The sequence below is a fragment of the Gemmiger formicilis genome, from assembly GCF_016901605.1.
Lineage (GTDB): Bacteria > Bacillota > Clostridia > Oscillospirales > Ruminococcaceae > Gemmiger > Gemmiger formicilis_B.
Window position 1 is genome coordinate 1 of sequence record NZ_JACJKP010000668.1, and the last position, 246, is coordinate 246.

Here is a 246-nt window from a genome sequence, read left to right on the forward strand (position 1 = left end):
CCGCGTTCGCTCGCCACTACTAACGGAATCTCGGTTGATGTCTCTTCCTCGCCCTACTTAGATGTTTCAGTTCAGGCGGTTCCCCTCATGCACCTATGGATTCAGTGCATGATACCGAAGTATGAGCTTCGGTGAGTTTCCTCATTCAGAAATCCCTGGATCAAAGGATGTTTGCTCCTCCCCAAGGCTTATCGCAGCTTACCACGTCTTTCATCGGCTCCCAGTGCCAAGGCATTCTCCTTGCGC

General features: G+C 52.0%; 1 rRNA gene. It reads right to left on the reverse strand.

Annotated elements, in window-relative coordinates:
* Nucleotides 1-246, reverse strand: a 23S ribosomal RNA gene (locus H6B10_RS19085); the annotation flags it as partial.